12 protein-coding genes and 1 tRNA gene are annotated in these 18,707 nt (G+C 70.7%); 8 read left to right on the forward strand and 5 right to left on the reverse strand.

The window, feature by feature from the left end:
* Window positions 1–77: 77 nt before the first annotated feature.
* Window positions 78–1,175: a non-homologous end joining protein Ku gene (ku, locus tag DEO23_RS02810; protein ID WP_109274463.1), complete on the reverse strand. Its 1,098-nt coding sequence runs from the start codon at window positions 1,173–1,175 to the stop codon at window positions 78–80.
* A gap of 104 nt (window positions 1,176–1,279) precedes the next feature.
* Here ku and DEO23_RS02815 point away from each other — a divergent pair, with 104 nt between their 5' ends.
* Both DEO23_RS02815 and DEO23_RS02820 read left to right on the forward strand, forming a co-directional pair.
* Window positions 1,280–3,970, forward strand: coding sequence for an ATP-dependent DNA ligase (locus DEO23_RS02815; protein ID WP_109274464.1), 2,691 nt, complete (start codon window positions 1,280–1,282; stop codon window positions 3,968–3,970).
* 201 nt (window positions 3,971–4,171) lie between these two features.
* Window positions 4,172–5,038, forward strand: coding sequence for a Cof-type HAD-IIB family hydrolase (locus DEO23_RS02820; protein ID WP_240613176.1), 867 nt, complete (start codon window positions 4,172–4,174; stop codon window positions 5,036–5,038).
* Between the two features lie 126 nt (window positions 5,039–5,164).
* Here DEO23_RS02820 and DEO23_RS02825 read toward each other — a convergent pair whose 3' ends face one another.
* Genes DEO23_RS02825 through DEO23_RS02835 form a run of 3 tightly spaced genes read right to left on the reverse strand, consistent with a single transcriptional unit; the run spans window position 5,165 to window position 10,860 of the window.
* Entirely contained in the window at window positions 5,165–6,706 is a 1,542-nt protein-coding gene (locus DEO23_RS02825; RefSeq protein WP_119724699.1) for a sugar porter family MFS transporter, read from the reverse strand.
* A 28-nt stretch (window positions 6,707–6,734) separates the two neighbouring features.
* Complete coding sequence (locus tag DEO23_RS02830; RefSeq protein ID WP_109274810.1) at window positions 6,735–9,272, reverse strand: excinuclease ABC subunit UvrA; 2,538 nt, start codon at window positions 9,270–9,272, stop codon at window positions 6,735–6,737.
* Between the two features lie 55 nt (window positions 9,273–9,327).
* On the reverse strand, window positions 9,328–10,860 hold the full coding sequence (locus tag DEO23_RS02835; protein ID WP_240613177.1) for a sodium:solute symporter family protein: 1,533 nt from the start codon (window positions 10,858–10,860) through the stop codon (window positions 9,328–9,330).
* Window positions 10,861–11,132: 272 nt separating this feature from the next.
* Here DEO23_RS02835 and DEO23_RS02840 point away from each other — a divergent pair, with 272 nt between their 5' ends.
* Complete coding sequence (locus tag DEO23_RS02840) at window positions 11,133–11,843, forward strand: M50 family metallopeptidase (RefSeq protein ID WP_109274468.1); 711 nt, start codon at window positions 11,133–11,135, stop codon at window positions 11,841–11,843.
* Window positions 11,844–11,975: 132 nt separating this feature from the next.
* Window positions 11,976–13,487, forward strand: coding sequence for a lipase maturation factor family protein (locus DEO23_RS02845; protein ID WP_165831702.1), 1,512 nt, complete (start codon window positions 11,976–11,978; stop codon window positions 13,485–13,487).
* 36 nt (window positions 13,488–13,523) lie between these two features.
* Here the strand turns inward: DEO23_RS02845 and DEO23_RS02850 are convergent, their stop codons facing one another.
* Window positions 13,524–14,261 (reverse strand): alpha-ketoglutarate-dependent dioxygenase AlkB family protein, encoded by a 738-nt coding sequence (locus DEO23_RS02850; protein WP_109274470.1) that lies wholly within the window; start codon window positions 14,259–14,261, stop codon window positions 13,524–13,526.
* 112 nt (window positions 14,262–14,373) lie between these two features.
* On the opposite strand from DEO23_RS02850, the gene DEO23_RS02855 reads away from it, so the two are divergent.
* From DEO23_RS02855 to ppc, 4 genes are all read left to right on the forward strand, one after another.
* A complete protein-coding gene (locus tag DEO23_RS02855; protein WP_109274471.1) occupies window positions 14,374–14,865 on the forward strand; it encodes a peroxiredoxin in 492 nt (163 codons plus the stop codon).
* A 166-nt stretch (window positions 14,866–15,031) separates the two neighbouring features.
* Window positions 15,032–15,120 (forward strand) — tRNA-Ser (locus DEO23_RS02860).
* 248 nt (window positions 15,121–15,368) lie between these two features.
* On the forward strand, window positions 15,369–15,671 hold the full coding sequence (locus DEO23_RS02865; RefSeq protein ID WP_109274472.1) for a hypothetical protein: 303 nt from the start codon (window positions 15,369–15,371) through the stop codon (window positions 15,669–15,671).
* A 205-nt stretch (window positions 15,672–15,876) separates the two neighbouring features.
* Window positions 15,877–18,705, forward strand: coding sequence for a phosphoenolpyruvate carboxylase (gene ppc, locus DEO23_RS02870; RefSeq protein WP_109274473.1), 2,829 nt, complete (start codon window positions 15,877–15,879; stop codon window positions 18,703–18,705).
* The last annotated feature ends 2 nt before the right edge of the window (window positions 18,706–18,707 follow it).

An 18,707-nucleotide genomic window follows, 5' to 3' on the forward strand; every position in this document is an offset into this window, starting at 1 on the left:
CACATAAGTACATGCGAGGGCGACGGAGATGTGCGATACGTCGCCCTGCGCGGGCGGTGCGCCAGCGGTGCGCGCGCTCAGGCGCTCTTCGAGCTGCTGCCGCCCGAGCGCGAGGACGCAGAGGTCTTCTTCGAGCTCGAGCTCTTCGGCGAGCTCTTCCCCTTCGAGTTCTTCGACCCCGTCGAGTTCGTGATCGATCCCTTCGAGCTCTTCGACCTCTTCGAGGACTTCTTCGTCGAACCACCGGAGCTCTTCGCGCCCGAGGAGGAGGACGTCTTCTTCGAGGACGAGGAGCCCTTCTTCGCTCCGGACGTCTTCGCGCTCGACGTCTTCCCCGACCCCGAGGAGCTCTTCGACGTCGCCGACCCACCGGAACCGCCACGCTTCTGGAGGCTGCGGTCCAGGGCGTCCATCAGGCTGATGACCTTGCCGCCCTCGTCGTCCTTCTCGCTCTTCTCCTCGTGCTCGCGGCCGAAGGTGGCGTCGGTGTCCACGGCGTCGCCCTGCTCGAGCTTGTCCTCGAGGAGCTCGTGGAGCTGCTCCTGGTACTCGTCGCCGTACTTCTCCGGCTCGAAGTCCCCGCTGAACTGGTCGACGAGCGCTCCGGCCATGTCGAGCTCCTTCGCGGAGATCTTCGGGCGCTTGCGTGCGGAGGGGAAGTCGACCTCCTGGATGTCCTCGGGCCAGCGCATGGTCTGCAGCGTCAGCAGGTTCCCTCGCGAACGCAGCACGCCCAGGCGCGTCTTGGTGCGCAGGGTGAAGGTCACGATCGCCGTGCGATCACTGTTCTCGAGCGTGCGCCGCAGCAGCACGTAGGACTTCGGGGAGCGACCCACCGGCTCGAGCACGTAGGCGGTCCCCAGCAGGATGGCGTCGACCTGGTCGCCCGGGATGAACTGCACGACGTCGATCTCGTCGCTCTCCTCCGCGGGGAGCGACTCCAGCTCCTCGTCGCTGAGGACGACGGTCTTGTCGCCCTCCGCGTACGCCTTCTCGATGTGGTCGTAGTCGATCACGCGCCCGCAGACGTCGCAGCGCCTCTCGTAGCGGATGCGGCCCTGGTCCTCGTCGTGCACCTGATGGAAGGAGACGTCGTGCGAACGGGTGGCGCCGTACAGCTTCACCGGCACGTTCACGAGGCCGAACGTGATCTCACCGCTCCATATCGCGCGCATCTGCCCATCACAGCACTCCTGCGCCCGATCGGCCAGGGTTCTCGGTGACGCGCTGGACCGGGCGCGCCCGTGACACGGTGCGTGATCCGGGGCACAGTGGGCTCATGTCCCCGCGTGAGCAGAAGGTCGAGATCGAGGGGCGCACGCTGCGCGTCTCGCACCTCGACAAGGTCATGTACCCCTCGACCGGCACCACGAAGGGCGAGGTCATCGACTACTACCGACGAGTGGCCGAGGTGATGGTGCCGCAGGCGGAGCGTCGGCCGGCGACGCGCAAGCGGTGGGTCGACGGGGTCGGCACGGCGAAGAAGCCCGGGAAGGTCTTCTTCCGCAAGGACCTCGAGGACTCGGCGCCCGACTGGGTGCCGCGGGCGGACATCGACCACCACGAGGGCACCTCGACGTACCCGCTCATCGACGAGCCCGCGGTGCTGATCTGGCTCGCCCAGCTCGCCGCGCTCGAGATCCACACGCCCCAGTGGCGCTTCGACGCCGATGGCGAGCCGGTGAATCCTGACCGGCTCGTGCTGGACCTCGACCCGGGTGAGGGCGCGGGCCTGGGCGAGTGCGCGCAGGTGGCGCTGTGGTGCCGCGAGCTGCTGGAGGAGATGGGGCTCGACTCCTTCCCGGTCACCTCCGGCTCCAAGGGCATCCACCTCTACGCTCCGCTCGACGGCTCCGCCACGGCCGACGAGGTCGCGAAGGTCGCCCACCGGCTCGCGCGGGCGCTCGAGGAGGAGCATCCCGACCATGTGGTCAGCGACATGAAGAAGGCGCTGCGCCGGGGGAAGGTGCTCGTGGACTGGTCGCAGAACAACGGCCACAAGACCACGGTCTGCCCCTACTCCCTGCGCGGCCGGGAGCGCCCCACGGTCTCCGCTCCGCGCACGTGGGAGGAGATCGAGGACTCCGGCCTCGAGCAGCTCGAGCTCGAGGACGTCCTCGCCCGTATCGAGGACGGCACCGACCCCATCTCCCCCCTGGGGTTCGCGCAGAACGGCCGGGCGAGGACAGCATCCGGGGCAGGGAAGGGGACGAAGAACAGCAAGAAGGAGGGGAAGACAGGGAAGAAGGGAAAGAAGGACGAGAAGGGGGCGACGGGTGCGACGAGTGGCGCCTCCTCGGCCGACACCGTCTCCGATCGCCTGAGCACCTACCGCTCCAAGCGGGACGCCGAGCGCACCCCCGAGCCCGTTCCCGTGGCGAGTGCCGGGGATCCTGCCGATGCCGCCCAGGAGGCCCTCGACTCCGACGCACCGATGTTCGTGATCCAGGAGCACCACGCCTCGAGCCTGCACTGGGACTTCCGGCTCGAGCACGAGGGCGTCCTGGTCTCCTGGGCGGTGCCCAAGGGGCCGCCTCTCGAGGAGGACGTGAACCGGCTGGCCGTTCAGACCGAGGACCACCCGCTCGAGTACGGCACCTTCGAGGGCACCATCCCGAAGGACGAGTACGGCGGTGGCGAGGTGCTGCTCTGGGACAGCGGCACCGTCGAGATCGAGAAGTGGCGCGAGGGGAAGGAGGTGATCGCCGTCTGCCACGGCCGGGAGGACGGGGGACTGGGCGGCGTTCCCCGACGCTTCGCCCTCATCCACACCGGCGGCATGGGGCGCGGCGCGAAGTCCGCCGCCGCGAAGAAGAAGGCGAGCTCCGACTGGCTCCTGCACCTGATGAAGGACCAGCCCGACGAGGACGCGGCTGCGCCGGAGGGGTCGACCTCCGCAGGGGGCACCGATGCCGCGTCCGGGGCGGGAAGTGGCACGGCTCCCGGCGACTCGGCCCCTGGCGACGCAGCTCCCGGCGACGCGGCCCCCGATCTCGGCGAGCCGATACGGCCGATGCTCGCGACTCTCGGCAGCCGCGGGGACATCGACGAGGACGAGTGGGCGTTCGAGATGAAGTGGGACGGGGTCCGCGTGATCGCGACGCTCGTTCCCGGCGAGCTGCGCCTGACCAGTCGCGGGGGCAAGGACATGACGCCCACCTTCCCCGAGCTCACGGAGCTTCTCGAGGCGATCGCCCCCGACACCCTGCAGGCGGGGCGGGTGGTGCTGGACGGGGAGGTCGTCGCCCTGGACGCCCAGGACCGTCCCTCGTTCTCCCGGCTGCAGCAGCGCCTGGGCCTGACCCGCGAGCGGGACGTGGAGCGTGCGCGCGAGCGGACCGAGGTCCACCTGATGGTCTTCGACCTGCTCGAGGCCGGCGGCCGGTCGCTGCTGCGCACGCCCTACCGCGAACGCCGCGACGCCCTGTTCGAGACCGTCGACGCGAGCGAGCACGTGAGCCTCCCGCACGCCGATCACGGCGACGTGGGGCATGCGATCGCGCTCTCGCAGGATCTGCAGCTCGAGGGGGTGATGGCGAAGAAGGAGTCCGGCGTCTATCAGCCGGGTCGGCGCGCCCGCACCTGGATCAAGATCAAGAACTCACGCCACCAGGAGGTGGTGGTCGTGGGCTGGCGCGAAGGCCACGGTGCGCGCGCCGGGGGTATCGGCTCCCTGCTGCTGGCCGTTGCGGGCGAGGACGGTGCACTGCACTACGCCGGCCGGGTCGGCACCGGCTTCAGCGACCGCGACCTCGAGGCCGTGGCCGATCGGCTGCGGTCGCGGACGCGGAAGACCCCTCCGGTGGACGACGTCCCGGCCGCCGACGCCCGGGATGCGCAGTGGGTGCGCGCCGACCTCGTGGGAGAGGTGAAGTACGCCGAGCGCACGGAGGATGACCGCCTGCGGCAGCCGGTATGGCGGGGCTGGCGGCCCGACAAGTCCGCCGACGAGGTGCGCTGGGAGACCTGAGCGGGCCGGGCCGATCTGCTCGAGGAGCGGGCGGCTCGGGTTGGTCGAGGGACGGGCGGCTCGGGCTGCTCGGGGATCGACCGGCCCGGGATGTGAGGACGGCAATGCGCGCACGGCGAGCGAGCGCCGGGCGCGCGAGACTGGAGGGGTCCTCGACCCCCTGCCGGTGCTGAGATGCGTCGGCCGATCGGAGCTCATGCCGTGTCCTCGTCCGTCGCCCCCACCACCTCCGCCCAGCCCTGGACCACGATCGGGGCGGGTCCGCACGACGTGCGCCTGGTCGTCGCGGACATGGACGGCACCCTGCTGACGCCCGACGGGGACGTCCCCGAGGGCTTCGCCGAGCTGCAGCACGCGATGCGTGAGCACGGTGTCGCCTTCGTCCCCGCCAGCGGCCGTCAGCTCGCCACCCTGCGGGAGACCTTCGGCGGCGAGGGCGGTGTGCGGACGTACATCGCCGAGAACGGCACCCTGGTCGTCCACGAGGACGAGGTCATCGCGACCACGACCGTCGATGCGCCGACGGTCGCCGACGTGATCGCGCTGGTGCGGCGGCTCGTCGGGCGCGGGATCGACCTGGGCCTGGTGGTGTGCGGGGTCGAGACCGCCTACGTCGAGCGCAGCGACGAGGCCTTTCTCGCCGAGGCCCGGAAGTACTACCGGCGCCTCGAGATCGTCGAGGACCTCGAGACCGTCGAGGGCGGCGTCCTCAAGCTCGCGATCCACGACTTCGTCGACGCCGAGGCCACTGCCGCCGCCGAGTTCGGCCCCCTCGGCGAGGACCACCAGGTCGTCGTCTCCGGCAAGCACTGGATCGACGTCATGCACCCCGAGGCCGACAAGGGGCGCGGGATCCGCGCCCTGCAGGCGGCGCTGGGGATCGAACCGGCGCAGACGGCGGTGTTCGGCGACTACCTCAACGACCTGGCGATGTACTCCGCCGCGGACTGGTCCTTCGCGATGGCCAACGCCCATCCGGACATCACCGCCGCCGCACGCTTCGTCGCCCCCAGCAACGCCGAGCGCGGCGTGGTGCAGGTGCTGGGGCGGCTGCTGGGCGCCCGCTGAGGCCTCGCACCCGCTGACGTCGGGCTCCCGCTGACGTCTCGCTCCCGCCAACACCACCGACGCGAAGCGCCCGGCCCCCTCGCAGGGGACCGGGCGCTTCGTTCTCGTCGGGGAGAGGGACTCGTCTCAGCGCAACGCCGCGGGCGCGGTCGAGGGCTTCGAGGGATCCTCGCGGTTGACGGGGCCCTCGAACAGGAGGATCGACTCGTCGGCCCCCTTGCCGTTGGTCTCCGGCAGGAAGCGGTGCACGAAGATCACCCCGAACAGGCAGAGCACGGCGAAGATGATCATGACCCAGCTCAGTCCCAGGCCGTCGCGCAGCGGCGGGAAGGCCAGGACCAGCGCGAAGTTCGCGATCCAGTTGACGGCCGCCGCGATCGCGGCCGCCCTGCCACGCACGGCGGTCGGGAAGATCTCCCCCTGCAGCAGCCAGCCGGTGCCGCCCACGCCGATCGCGAAGCTCGAGATGAACAGCGCGAAGGTGATCATCAGGACCACCAGCTGCGGCGTGCCCGAGAGGGTCGCGTTGCCGATCGCGCCGATGACGAGGAAGACGATCATGAAGGTGAAGCCCCCGATGGAGAGCTTGCGACGGCCCAGCTTGTCGATCCAGCGGAAGGCGAAGTAGGTCGCGACCACGTTGACGATCGCGAGCACGCCCGCCGCCATCACGCCGGCGATCTCCGCGTCCACGGGGTTGCCCGCGTCGGTGCCGAAGTAGGGCCCGAGCAGCTCGGGGCCGTAGTAGAAGGCCACATTGATGCCGGTGATCTGCTGGAACACGAAGAACACGCAGACCACCGCGAGCGCGCGGCGCACCGCCGGCGTCCACAGGGTCGTGTTCGCCAGGCGCCGCACCCGCTCCTGGACCGCGAGGGCCTCGGCGTGGACCTGCTCGGCGGTCACGGGGATGTCGAGCTTGCGCATCGCGGTCAGCACGTCGCCCTCACGACCGCGCTCGAGCAGCCAGCGCGGGGACTCGGGCATCCGGGCCCGCAGCAGCAGGGAGACGATCGCCGGGATGAACCCGACGCCCAGCATGATCCGCCAGTCCATGGTGGTGGCGGCGTCGGGGAAGGCACGCAGCAGCACGACGGCGACCACGTAGGCCCCGAGGATGCCGATGGTGATCATCCACTGCTGGATGACCGACAGCCCGCCGCGACGCTTCTTCGGCGCGAACTCGGCGATGTACGCGGTGGCGATCGCCGAGTCGGCGCCGATCGCGAGGCCGATGATGAGGCGGCCGATGATCAGGGTGATCGGCTCCGGGGCGAGGGCCGAGATGATCGAGCCGACCGCGAACAGCGCGGAGTCGGCCAGCAGCAGCGACTTGCGGCCGAAGCGGTCGGTCAGCGGGCCGGCCAGCAGGGCGCCCACGGCCGAGCCGAGCGAAGCGCCGGCCACGGTGATGCCCGTGCCCCAGGAGCCCAGGTCGAAGGGCAGGAACACCAGCGCGGAGCCGATGTTCGAGGAGTCGAACCCGAAGAGGAAGCCGCCGATCGTCGCGAGCACCGCGAGATAGAGGTAGAGCCCCTTGACGTCCCGCGCGTCCAGTGCTGCGAGGACGCCGCCGCCCGGCGGGGCCGGGTCGGGGATCGAGCCGGGGCCGGACCCCTCAGGGGAGCGGCCTACGGGTCCTGATGCATTCTCCGGTGAATTCGACACGGGCGGGACTGTACTCCTCGCCCGGGGGTCATGCGAGATGGCGGCGCAGGAAGACGCCGGTCACGCTGTCGGGGTCGTCGGCGAGCTGCGGTGGTGTGCCGGTCGCGATGATCCTGCCGCCGGCCTCGCCCCCGCCGGGGCCCATGTCGATGACGTGGTCGGCGTTGGCGATCATGTCCAGGTCGTGCTCGATCACGACCACGGTCGCCCCGTTGCCGACCAGGCGGTCGAGCACGGTCAGCAGGGTGCGCACGTCGAGCGGGTGCAGGCCGACGCTGGGCTCGTCGAACACGAACAGGGCGTCCTGCTGGCCGCGGTCGATGTGCCCGGAGAGCTTCAGGCGCTGCGCCTCCCCACCCGAGAGCGCCGGCGTGTCCTCGCCCAGCGTCAGGTACCCCAGTCCCAGGTCTATCAGGGCCTGGAGACGACGGCGCACCGAGGGGATGTCGCCGACCACCTCGATCACCTCGCGGATCGTCTGCGTCATCAGCTCGGGGAGCGTGACGCCCTGGCGCGGGTAGTCGGAGGCCGCAGGCGCGTAGCGGCGTCCCTCGCACTCGGGGCAGTCGATGTCGACGTCGGGCAGGAACTGGACGTCCAGCACCACCCGACCGGTGCCCTCGCAGCGCGGGCAGCGCAGCGAGCCGGTGTTGTAGGAGAAGTCGCCGGCACCGAGACCGGCCTCCGTGGCGGTCGCGGTGCGGGCGAAGGCGCGACGCAGCTCGTCGAGGACGCCGCTGTAGGTCGCGACCGTCGATCGGATGTTCACGCCGATCGGGGTCGCGTCGATCTGGTGCACGCGCCGGATCCCGGAGCTCTCGAGCGAGCGCACGTGGCCGGGCAGGGGTGATGCCCCCGAGTCCGGGCCGCGGTTCTCGTCCGACCGTGGATCCGAGCTCCCCGTCGACGCGAGCAGGGCCGGGACCAGGGACTCGAGCACCATGGTGGTCTTCCCGGAGCCCGAGACCCCGGTGACGGCGGTGAGTCGGCCGTGGGGGACGCTCACCTCGAGCGGGTGGACCGTGTGCACGGTGTCCGTCCCCATGGCGATCGTGCCGCCCGCGAACATCTCGTCGGGCCGGGCCTGCTCCCGCACGACCACGTCGGCGCTGCCGTCGAGGAAGCCCGCCAGGCGGGAGACGCCCGAGGCCACGACCTCGTCCACCGAGCCGGTGGCGGTGATCTCGCCGCCCTCGCGGCCGGAGCCCGGGCCGATCTCGATCAGGTGATCGGCTTCCCGGAGCACCTGCACGTCGTGGTCCACGACCACCACGGAGTTGCCGTCGGCCAGCAGGTCGCCGACCAGGGCGAGCAGGCCGTCGATGTTCGAGGGGTGCAGGCCGATGCTCGGCTCGTCGAGCACGTAGAGCACCCCGGTGGTGCGGTTGCGCACCGCGCGGGCCAGCTGCACGCGCTGGCGCTCGCCCGTGGACAGCGAGGAGCCCGCCCGGTCGAGGGCGAGATAGCCCAGACCCAGCTGGGAGAGCCGATCCGCCATCGAGGTGAGCTGGGCGACGAGCTCGCGGGCCATCGGGTGCATGTCGGCCGGCAGCGTGTCGAGCACCGTGGGCGCCCAGGTCACCAGATCGTCGAGGGTGAGCGCCGTGGCGTCCGCGAGCCCCAGGTCGCCGATCCGCGGGGTGCGGGCGGTGGGGGAGAGTCGCGTGCCCTCGCAGTCCGGGCAGGTGCGGGTGACCAGGAAGCGGCTCACGCGGCCCAGGCGCTTCTCGGTGTCGGCGCGACGCAGCTCCTCGGTGACGGTGAGGCGGGCGTTGCGGAAGGTGAAGTCGAGGTCGTGCACGCCCTTCTTCGAGGTCACCGTGATGTGCTTCTTCTCCTCGGGGCCGTCGAGCACGATCTCGCGCTCCCAGTCCTCGAGGTCGCGGTAGGGCACGTCGGTGCGTACGCCGAACTCGCGGGCGATGTCGGGCTGGACGTTGAAGCCGAACATCTGCCAGGGGGCGACCGCGCCCCCGTCGAGGGTCTTCGAGGGATCGGGTACCAGGGTGTCGTCGTCGACCTCGCGGACGGTGCCGATGCCCTCGCAGGTCGGGCAGGCGCCCTCGGAGTTGAAGGCGAGGGCCTCCGCGCCCGGCGGCTGCATCTGCGCGCCGCACGTCGGGCAGGAGAAGGGGACCTCGGCGGCGACGTCGATCGTGGGCGGCACCCGATGACCGTTCGGGCACAGGTGGGAGGCCAGGCGCGAGAACATCAGCCGCAGCACGTTCAGCAGCTCGGTGGCGGTGCCGAAGGTCGAGCGGACACCCGGCACGGCCGGCCGCTGGCGCAGGGCGAGCGCGGCCGGCACGTGGGTGACGGCGTCGACGGCGGCGCGCGGCGCCTGGGACATGCGGCGCCGGGTGTAGGTGGAGAGGGCCTCGACGTAGCGCCGGGAGCCCTCGGCGTAGAGCACGCCCAGCGCGAGCGAGGACTTGCCCGAGCCCGAGACCCCCGCGATCGCGACGAGCCGGTCGAGGGGCACGTCGACGTCGACGTCGCGCAGGTTGTGCACGCGGGCGCCGCGCACCTCGATGGCCGACGGACCGGAGATCTCTCGTGCGCTCACCCCGCCCACGCTACTCGCGCAGGTGCGGGCTCCCGGTCCCGCTCGGCCCGGCCTCTCAGACCCGCTCGGCCCGGCGCACGTACTCCTGCTTGGTGCCGAAAATAGTCAGCGCCGTGATGTCGTGCCCGTCAGAGCGGCTCACCAGGCTCCACAGCAGGGACGCGAGGTAGCCGACCACGGCGCTGAGCACGAAGGCGACGCAGGCGACCCAGAACGGGGAGGACCCGTCGCTCTGGACCATCCAGGCGCCGATCGAGCCGACGACGAGACCGGTCACCACACCCACGGCGTTCGCGCGCCGGGTGAAGATGCCCAGGGCGAACACGGTCGCGAGCGGGGTGCCGAACAGCCCCAGGATCGACAGGAACAGGTTCCAGGTCTCCGCCTGGTTGGTGCTGGTCAGGTACAGCGCCGCGCCGGTGCCGATCAGGCCCGCGACGATGATGATGGCGCGCGCGAGGCCCACCGAGGCCTGCTTCCCTCCGCGCGGGACGGCGAAGCGGTCCCAGATGTCCACCGTCAGGCACGCGGAGATCGAGTTCATCGAGGAGGACAACGTCGACTGGGCGGCGGCGAAGATCGCGGCCAGGACGAGTCCGGAGACGCCGGCGGGCAGGACATGGACCACGAAGTAGGGGACCACCGCCGAGGTGTTCACGCTCTCCGGCAGCGGCGAGGTGTGCTTGAAGTAGCTGTAGAGCATGGTGCCCATGCCGTAGAACAGCGGGATCGTGACCAGCGCGAGCACGCCGTTGGTCAGCAGCGAGCGGGCGGTCTCGGAGTTGCTCGCGGTGGTCTGGTAGCGCTGGACCACGTCCTGGCTGCCGGTGTACTGGTACAGGTTCGTGAACACCGAGCCGATGAACACCAGCGGGATCGAGGCGTTGACGACGTCGGTCAGGTGCCAGTTCTTCGTGGAGATGAACTTGTCGTCGGCCGCGGCGTCGCTGAGCACCGTGCCCAGCCCGCCATCGATGAAGAACAGGCCCACCACGATGATCAGCACCGCGCCCAGCAGCAGGATGATCCCCTGGATCACGTCGGCCCAGATCACGCCCTCGATGCCGCCCAGGAACGTGTAGATCACCGAGAGGATGCCGACCACGCCCGCGACCAGCACCGGGTTGATGTCGGTGACCGAGGAGATCGCGAGGGTTGGCAGGTAGACCACCACCGCGATGCGGCCGATGTGGAACAGGACGAACAGCAGCGAGCCGATCACCCGCACCAGGGGGCTGAAGCGCTCCTCGAGGTAGTCGTAGGCCGTGACGACGTTGAGCTTGCGGAAGAACGGGATGTAGAACCAGATCAGGATCGGCACGATCGCGAAGATCGCGAGGTTGCCCGCCGCGTACGACCAGTCCGCGAGATACGCCTGCTCGGGCGTGGACATGTAGGTGATCGCCGAGAGCGTTGTCGCGTAGATGCTGAAGCCGGCGGCCCAGGCGGGAATGCGGCCCTGGGCGCGGAAGTAGGAGTCGGTGCTCCGCGAGGCACGCCGGGTGAAGTACACGCCCACACCCAGCATCGCGAGCAGGTAGACGATGATGACGGCCCAGTTCAGGGCGCCCAGTCCGGACGTCTCCACGGAGGTCTCCTTCGGCATTCGGCCCCGGTGCCGAGCGGGGCGATCGACTCTGATCGGCGGCTGCGCGCAGTCGTCGAAGCGTCTGCGGGCCTCCACGCGACATCCTCCGTCCGACCCTCGACCACGAGGACATCGGACGTCTGATGTCTAGGCGTGCCCGACGATAGCGTGCCTGGGGCGCGGGTCGTCAAGCGCCCCACGACGGGGGTGACGCGGCTCGCGATCCGCCGCGGGGCGGGCGGGGTCCCAGCTGTGCCTGCGAGGGTGGGGGCGTGGACATCGGCTCTGTGCTCTCGCGCGCCTGGGACCTCGCGACGCCCTCGACCCCGCCCGACCAGGGGTGGTGGTCGTTCGCGGCGCTGCTGGTCGCCCTCGCGGCCGTCGTCGCGCCGCCGATCTGGCGCCTCGCTCGGCTCGCGGTGACCATCGTCCACGAGCTCGGGCACGCGGGCGTCGGGATCCTGATGGGCCGACGCTTCACCGGGTTCGTGGTCAGCCCCGACATGTCGGGACACGCGATCACCGTGGGCCGAAGCCAAGGCATCGGGCGCGTGGCGTCCGCCTGGGCGGGCTACCCGATGCCCGCGCTCCTCGGCGCGCTGCTGATCCAGGTCGCCTTCGGCGGCTGGGCGAGCACCGCGCTCGCCGTCGCCCTCGTGCTGCTGATCCTCTCGCTGGTCTTCTCCCGCTCCCTGCACACGGTCACGACCGTGCTCGCGACCGCCGTGATCATCGCGCTCGTGTGGTGGTTCGGCGGACCGCTCGGCGCGGCGGCGCTCGTGCTCGGCGGGGGCGTGCTCCTGCTGCTCGGGGCCTGGCGCCACCTCGGGGCGGTCATGCGCAGCGGCCGACGCCAGGACGACCCCCAGCAGCTCGCGCAGCTGACGGGCGTCCCCGCCTGGGCCTGGATCGGCACGTACCTGCTGGTGCTCGCCCTGTGCTCGTGGTGGGCCGCAGCGGTGCTGCTGCGCGCCCTCGGCTGAGTCGCCGGCCGCCGGCGCGTGCTCCCCGGGTGGCGTGGGAACGTCGCCACGGGTGGCGCGGGGACGCCGACGGGTCCATGATCGAAGGGGTCGGCGCGTCCCGTCCCTTCCGCGTCGGCCCCGCACGCGGAGGTGAGCACGGTGGACCTGCAGGCCTGGCTCTCGCTGCTGGATGCCGGCGAGTACACGATCGCCCGCGAGGTGATCCTGCGCGGCGTCGCGGCGATGTTCGCCCTCGCCTTCCTCTCGGCCTTCCACCAGGTGCCGGTTCTCGTCGGGGAGGACGGTCTGCTGCCGGCCCCGACCTTCCTGGAGCGGCTGCGCGAGCGCGGGATCCGCGGCGGGCCGACCCTCTTCCACTGGCACCGCACCCCCTACTCCGACCGTCTGCTGCGGGCCATGTGTCTGGTCGGGATGGTCCTGGGCGTCGCGACGGTGCTCGGACTCCCGCAGCTCGGACCGGCCTGGACGACGATCCCGGTGTTCGCCGTGATGTGGGGCCTGTACCTCTCGATCCATTCCATCGGCCAGGTGTTCTTCGGCTTCGGCTGGGAATCGATGCTCCTGGAGTGCGGGGCGATCGTGGGCTTCCTGGGGTCCGACCAGGTCGCCCCGCCGCTGCTGGTGCTGCTGTTCCTGCGCTGGATGCTGATCCGCCTCGAGTTCGGCGCCGGCATGATCAAGATGCGCGGCGACCCCGCCTGGCGGAACCTCACCGCGATGGACCACCACCATCAGACCCAGCCGATGCCCGGCCCGCTCAGCCGGCAGGCGCACCTCATGCCGCGCTGGTGGCACCGCGTGGAGACGCTCGGCTCCCACGTCGTGCAGCTGGGCGCGATCTGGCTCGTGCTGCTGCCGCAGCCGCTCGCCTCGATCGGCGCGTCACTGGTGATCCTCACCCAGTTGTTCCTCGTGGTGACCGGGAACTTCGCGTGGTTGAACTGGCTGACGATCATCGTGGCCTTCAGCGCGATCAGTGACCCGTTCCTGCGCTGGATCGTGGGCGGTCCCTGGCCTGACTGGGGGCTGCCGCACGGGCCGGCTGCGGACTCCGCAGCTCCGGGGGTCGAGGCCTCGCCGCTGTGGTGGCACGTGCTGATCGTGCTGGTGATCGCCGGCCTCGTGGTCCTCAGCAGACGGCCGCTGCTGAACCTGTTCTCCTCCCACCAGCTGATGAACGCGAGCTTCAACCGCTTCCACCTCGTCAACGCCTACGGCGCCTTCGGATCGATGACCACGCGGCGCTTCGAGGTCGAGATCGAGGGGACTCAGGAGGAGGACCCCGATGCCGCCGGGGAGGAGCAGTGGCAGCCCTACCGCTTCCGCGGCAAGCCCGGCGACGTGCGCCGGCGCTCCCGTCAGTTCGCCCCCTACCACCTGCGGCTCGACTGGATGATGTGGTTCCTCGCGCTGCGACCCGGACCCGAGGCCTGGTTCGTGGTGTTCCTCCAGAAGCTGCTGGCCGGGGACCCCGCCGTGCGCCGTCTGCTGGCCGAGGATCCCTTCGACGGCGAACCGCCGACGGCGCTGCGCGTGCGCTACTTCGCCTACCGCTACGCCACCCGCGCCGAGCGCCGGGAGACCGGGCAGTGGTGGGTGCGCCGCGAGGTACGGGAGCTCGGCCGGTTCGGGCCGCGCTGACGCGGTCGTTCAGACGCAGTCCGCGAGACTGCTGGGTCAGCCGTCCAGCCCGGTCTCGCGCAGGGTGATGTTCAGTCGGCCGTCCGGGATCCCGCAGCCCGCGGGCGCGGTCCCCGGATGGATGCGGGTGACGCCGTGGAAGGCGAGTCGCGCGGGACCGCCGAAGACGAAGAGGTCGCCGGATTCCAGGGTGATGTCCTGGTACGGGCGGGTGCGCGCCTCGGTGTTGCCGAAGCGGAACGTGCAGGCATCCCCGATGGACAGCGAGACCACGGGGGCGAGGGAGTGCTCGTCCTTGTCCTGGTGCATGCCCATCTTCGCGTCCGGGTGGTAGTGGTTCACCAGGGCGGTGTCGGGGGAATAGGGGGCGGCGTCGGGCGCGGCGCCGGACTCCTGCGCGGCTCCGGATTCGCGCCGGAGGGTGTCGGAGACGTCGGTGGCGGCGTCGATCGCCGACCTGCCCAGGCGCGTCATCCAGTCGGGGAAGGGCAGGACGGGCCTGCCGTTCACGTCGACGGCCTCGCGCGAATAGGCGTAGGGGCGCCAGTGCCACCCCAGGCACACCGTGCGCACGCTCATCTCGTGGCCGCGGACCTTGGGCGAGCGCGGCGGCACCGGACCCTCGGCCCATTCCTCGAAGCGGGCCGCGATCCAGGATTGCTGCTCGAGGGTCAGGAACCCCGGCACCCACACCGCGCCGGGGGCGAGCTCGTGCACGGGGCGGGGCAGCAGGTCGTCGCCGAACAGGGCGCCGGCGCCGTCATTCGCGTCCATGCCCTCGATCCTCGCAGACGGGTCAGGGGGTCGTGGGAGTCGAGCCGAGGCGGCTCCGCGGGCCCGTACAGTGATCCGCGAGCACACCCCGAACACGTGGAACAGGAGAGGCATGCCCGAGACGCCCGCCACCGGCACCGCCGTCAAGCTCGCCGTCGGCGACCCCGCCCCAGGATTCGACCTCCCCACCGCCGACGGCGGTCGGGTCACCCTCGAGGACCTGCGCGGCGCCCCCGCCCTGATCTGGTTCTATCCCGCCGCCAACACCTCGCTGTGCACGCGAGAGGCCTGCGACCTGCGGGATCACCAGGAGATGTTCGCGGCGAAGGGGTACCGGATCCTCGGCATCTCCCCGGATCCGCTCGAGGAGATCCAGCGCTTCGCCCGCGAGCAGGAGCTGCCGTACACGCTGGCCGGCGACGAGTCGAAGGACGTCATGCGCGCCTACGGCGCCTTCGGCGAGAAGAACATGTACGGCAAGCTCGTGCAGGGGACGATCCGCTCCACCTTCGCGATCGACGCCGACGGCATCCTGACCTACGTGAAGTACCGCGTGGGCACGCCCAAGCAGATCGCGGACCTGCAGGCCAAGCTCGGTCTCTGACTGGTCGGGCGGTGCGCGCGAAGCGTCCGACGTGACATGCGCCCGTCGTGGGACCGCATCTTTTGCTGGCCACCATCCCGCTCCGCTACGATGATCGGCGTTGCGCATGCACTGCCCGCGGTTCCGGCCCGGGCGACGGCAGGCGCACCGCGCACATGGTGCGTGAGGAGACGTGGCAGAGCGGCCGAATGCGCTCCCCTGCTAAGGGAGTAGGCGGCTAAAACCGCCTCGGAGGTTCAAATCCTCTCGTCTCCGCGTCGATCGAAGGGTCGTCGGCCCGGTGGAATCCCGGGCCGGCGGCCCTTTGGTGTTTCCGGTGTGTTCCCGTATCGGCGAACGAATCGGGTCCATGGCCATGTGCCGCCGGAGTCCATCCATTACCCTCGGGACATGTGCGAGGAATGTCCGCATGTGTCGTCGATGGTCGGATCCCATGTCGCCGACCTGGTGGACGAACGGATCGGTCGGGGAGCGCTGCTGCTCCCGGCCTCGAGGTGATGTTGATGGACCGCCAACCTTTTCCGCTCCTGATCGCGTGGGACTACGTGCTCATCACCGAGTGGTACGACGGTGAGAGCTACCAGGAGGGCCCGGAGCCGCTGCTGGTGATCCCCGCGTCGCTCGCCCAGGCCCTGGAGCAGTGGTCGGGCGAGATGGGGGACGCGTACGCCGACGAGACGGGCGCCGTGAACCCGTCACGCGCCGAGGCGCATGCGCTGGACGTCCGGTTCGACGAACTGGTCGACGACCTGCGCGCCGAGGGGTTCGACGTCGTCCAGGGCGACAAGTGGTGGCGAGGCCGGTAGGGCTCGCACCCCCTGAGGCGCCCCCTGTCGCCCGTCCTGCTCGCCCGTCTCGCTCGCGTCTCCGTCGCCGCGGGATCGTCCCCATGACTGAGACATCGTGCTCGCCTGTCGGGACGGCCCTGTAACCTGTCCCGGACCGTTCACAGCCGACACGGCCGTCGGCTGCTGTCGTCGGTTGTGCGCCGAGGCAGAGCCAGGAGGCCGAGTGTCCGACACAGGTGGCATCCACATCCCGACGCTGACCAGCGAGTTCCCCGTTGTCAGCGATGACCCGCACATCGACGCGCCACTGCGCGCGACAGTCCGACGGCTGTCGACGCTGCTGGGCCGCACCCTCGCCGACCAGCACGGCCAGGACCTGCTCGACCTCGTCGAGGACGTGCGCCGTCAGACCAAGGACGCCAAGAGCTCCGGCGACGCGTCCGAGGCGCAGGCGATCCAGAACCGACTGGCCGAGCTGCCCCATGAGCAGGCGACCGCGCTCACCCGCGCCTTCACCGAGTACTTCCTGCTCGCCAACGCCGCGGAGCAGCTCTACCGCGTGAAGGCGATCGAGGAGAACCCCACCAGCGAGTCCTGGATCCCGCGCACCGTGAAGGAGATCCACGAGAGCGCCGGCGCCGAGGCCCTGCAGAACGCCGTGGACTCCCTGGACATCGAGCTCGTTTTCACGGCCCACCCCACCGAGGCCTCGCGCCGTGCCGTGCTGACCAAGCTGCGCAAGGTCTCCGACCTGCTGGCCGAGGAGACCGAGGAGGGCACGCCGGAGCGTCGCCGTCAGGACCGCCACCTCGCCGAGGTCATCGAGATGCTGTGGCAGACCGACGAGCTGCGCAGCACCCAGCCCACCCCGCAGGACGAGTCGCGCAACGCCCTCTACTACCTGCGCGGGATCTACCGCCACACGATGCCGGGCCTGCTCGACGACCTGCGCGAAGAACTGCGTGCCCATGGCGCCGACCTGCCCACCGACGCGGTCCCGCTGCGCTTCGGCACCTGGATGGGTGGCGACCGCGACGGCAACCCCTACGTCACCGCCGAGGTCACCCGTGAGGTCCTCGGGCTGCAGGCCGACGCCGCGATCGACCTCTCGGTGCAGATCGTCACCGACCTCATCGCCGACCTCTCGGAGTCCTCGACCCTGACCGGCGCCGACCCCGAGCTGCAGGCCTCCATCGAGGCCGACGTCGAGGCAGGCGGCTCGGTCGACGAGGACCAGCGCACGATGTACGCGTCCGAGCCCTTCCGCCTGAAGCTCGGCGCGATCCGCAGCAAGCTCGAGCACACCCGCGAGCGCATGCACTCGGGCGAGGCCCACGTGCACGGCCGCGACTACCTCTCGAGCGATGAGCTCCTGGCCGACGTGCAGGTCGTGCGCGACGCCCTCGAGCGTCACCGCGGACAGCGCGCGGCCGACGGTGCGATCGCCCTGGCCCAGCACCTGCTCGCCGGGATCCGTCTCAGCCTCGCGACCCTCGACGTGCGCGAGCACTCCGAGAAGCACCACGACGTGCTGGCCGCGATGTTCGACCGCCTCGGCGAGCTCGAGCGTCCCTACGGCGAGCTCTCGCGCGTCGAGCGCACCCCCGTGCTCGGCGACGAGCTCAAGAGCCGTCGGCCGATGTTCGGTGCGTCCCTGGCCGACGAGGACTCGATCCTCGACGAGACCACCGCCCCGACCTACCGGGTGTTCACCGAGATCCGCAATGCGCACCGGCGCTACGGCACCGACGTCATCCAGACCTACATCGTCTCGATGACCCACGGGGCCGACGACATCTTCGCCGTCGCCCTGCTGGCCCGCGAGGCCGGGATCCTCGACCTCTCGAGCTCCGAGGACAAGCGCGCCGACCTCGACTTCGCCCCGCTGCTGGAGACCGTCGAGGAGCTCCGCCATGCCGGCGAGATCCTCGACGAGCTGCTGAGCAACCCCGCCTACCGCGAGATCGTGCGCCTGCGCGGCGACCGTCAGGAGGTCATGCTGGGCTACTCCGACTCCAACAAGGAGTCCGGCGTGGTCACCTCGCAGTGGGAGATCCACCAGGCCCAGCGCACCCTGCGCGACGTCGCCGCCCGCCACGGCGTCACCCTGCGCCTCTTCCACGGTCGCGGCGGCTCGGTGGGACGCGGCGGCGGCCCCACCTACGATGCGATCCTCGCGCAGCCCTACGGCGTGCTGGACGGCACCATCAAGTTCACCGAGCAGGGCGAGGTCATCTCCGACAAGTACACGCTGCCGGTGCTCGCCCGCGAGAACCTCGATCTCACGATCGCCGCGGTCCTGCAGGCCACGGCCCTGCACACCGAGCCGCGCACCACGCCCGAGCAGCTCGAGCGCTTCGGCTCCGTGATGGAGAAGGTCTCCGACGCGGCCTACGACCGCTACCGGACCCTGGCCGACGACCCGGACCTGCCCGAGTACTTCGTGACGTCCACGCCGGTCGAGCAGCTGGGCGATCTGAAGATCGGCTCGCGGCCCTCCAAGCGCACCACCTCGGAGAAGGGACTCGACGGACTGCGCGCCATCCCGTGGGTCTTCGGCTGGACACAGTCCCGCCAGATCGTCCCCGGCTGGTTCGGCGTCGGCTCCGGCCTGAAGGCCGCCCGCGAGGCCGGCCTCGAGGACGAGCTCCACGAGATGCTCGGCAACTGGCACTTCTTCCGCACCGTCATCAGCAACATCGAGATGACGCTCGCGAAGACCGACATGGAGATCGCCGCCCACTACGTCCACTCCCTGGTGCCCGAGCGCCTGTGGCCGCTGTTCGAGCGGATCCGCGAGGAGTACGAGCTCAGCGTCGCCGAGGTCGAGCGCCTCACCGGCGTGCTCGGCCTGCTCGACGGTCAGCCGATCCTCAAGCGCACCCTCGCCGTGCGCGACCGCTACCTCGACCCCATCAACTACATGCAGGTCGCCATGCTGCAGCGCACTCGCGCCGTGGCCGAGCGCGGTGAGGAGCCCTCCGAGGAGCTCCAGCGGGCCCTGCTCACCACCATCAACGGCGTCGCCGCGGGGATGAAGAACACGGGGTGAGG

The sequence above is a fragment of the Brachybacterium endophyticum genome (assembly GCF_003130585.1).
Lineage (GTDB): Bacteria > Actinomycetota > Actinomycetes > Actinomycetales > Dermabacteraceae > Brachybacterium > Brachybacterium endophyticum.

Bases quoted from the DNA above. Each gene is read 5' to 3' on its own strand.
- ku (WP_109274463.1), bottom strand. From the start codon at position 1,175: ATGCGCGCGATATGGAGCGGTGAGATCACGTTCGGCCTCGTGAACGTG.
- DEO23_RS02815 (WP_109274464.1), top strand. From the start codon at position 1,280: ATGTCCCCGCGTGAGCAGAAGGTCGAGATCGAGGGGCGCACGCTGCGC.
- DEO23_RS02850 (WP_109274470.1), bottom strand. From the start codon at position 14,261: ATGGACGCGAATGACGGCGCCGGCGCCCTGTTCGGCGACGACCTGCTG.
- DEO23_RS02855 (WP_109274471.1), top strand. From the start codon at position 14,374: ATGCCCGAGACGCCCGCCACCGGCACCGCCGTCAAGCTCGCCGTCGGC.
- DEO23_RS02865 (WP_109274472.1), top strand. From the start codon at position 15,369: ATGGACCGCCAACCTTTTCCGCTCCTGATCGCGTGGGACTACGTGCTC.